The organism is Glaciihabitans sp. UYNi722 (assembly GCF_040549465.1).
GTDB lineage: Bacteria > Actinomycetota > Actinomycetes > Actinomycetales > Microbacteriaceae > Lacisediminihabitans.
Genome location: NZ_JBEPTL010000059.1, coordinates 1 through 1,178, shown reverse-complemented (window position 1 = coordinate 1,178; position 1,178 = coordinate 1). Strand labels below are relative to the sequence as shown.

Genomic DNA, 1,178 nt, shown 5'->3' with positions numbered 1-1,178 from the left:
GGCGAATTCAGGTGGTGAGTGCAACACCCTGAGTTCTGTGGGGTGTTGTCGATGGGCAGACCGTGGTCGCCATTGAGTGTTCGTTTGTCGTTCTGGAAGGGAATGGACGCCGGGCTGCCGACGTCGGTCGCAGCGCTGGCCGCGGGGGTGTCGCGGGCGACCGCGTATCGGTGGCTCGGCGAAGATCGGCAGGTGCTGCCATCGCCTCTTCAGAATTTCGCTGTCACTCGTCCCGGATCTTTGTCGTTGCGGGAGCGAGAGGAGATCGGTTTCCAACTCGCCCGCGGCCAGGGGGTGAGGCAGATCGCTGCGGTGCTTGGCCGGGCGCCGTCGACGATCAGCCGTGAGGTGGTGAGGAACCGCGTCTATGACCGATACGTGCCCTCGTTCGCGCAGGAGCAGACGTGGGCGCGGGCCCGCCGGCCGAGGCCGCGAAAGTTGGACGGGTTAGCGTTACGGGACCAGGTTGTGTCGATGCTCACCGAACGGTTCAGCCCCGAGCAGGTTGCGGGCCGGCTCAGGCTTGAGCATCCCGAGGATGGGGAGATGCAGGTGTCCCACGAAACCATCTACCAAGCCCTCTACGTCCAAGGCCGCGGCTCGTTGCGGCTGGAAGTCGCCACCGCATTGCGGTCCGGGCGCGCCAGGCGCCGCCCCCAGAAACCGGACGGCCCCAAGGCAGGGCGATTTCAGGGCATGGTGATGATCTCTGATCGGCCGGCCGAGATCGAAGACCGCGCCGTTCCCGGGCACTGGGAGGGCGACCTCATCATCGGCTCGACATCCACGAGGTCCGCGATCGGGACTCTGGTCGAGCGGACCAGCGGGTTCCTGATGCTGCTGCACCTGCCCGGGGATCACACCGCCGCGACGGTCTCGGCCGCGATGATCAAAGCAATGAACACCCTGCCGGAACAGTTGCGTCGGTCGGTGACCTGGGACCAGGGCCGGGAGATGGCCAAGCATCGGGAGATCACGATGGCGACCGGGATGCCGATCTACTTCTGCGACCCGCACTCGCCCTGGCAACGCGGCTCCAACGAGAACACGAATGGGCTGCTGAGGCAATATTTTCCGAAGAGCACTGATCTTTCGTTTCACGGGCCCGGGATCCTCGCCAACGTTGCCGCGGAACTCAATGCGCGACCACGAAAACGCCACGGCTACCACACCCCCGC

General features: G+C 65.4%; 1 protein-coding gene. It reads left to right on the top strand.

Annotated features, from left to right (window positions below):
* Positions 1-51: 51 nt before the first annotated feature.
* A partial coding sequence (locus tag ABIB56_RS18455) for an IS30 family transposase (protein WP_502917628.1) occupies positions 52-1,178 on the top strand: 1,127 nt, incomplete at its 3' end.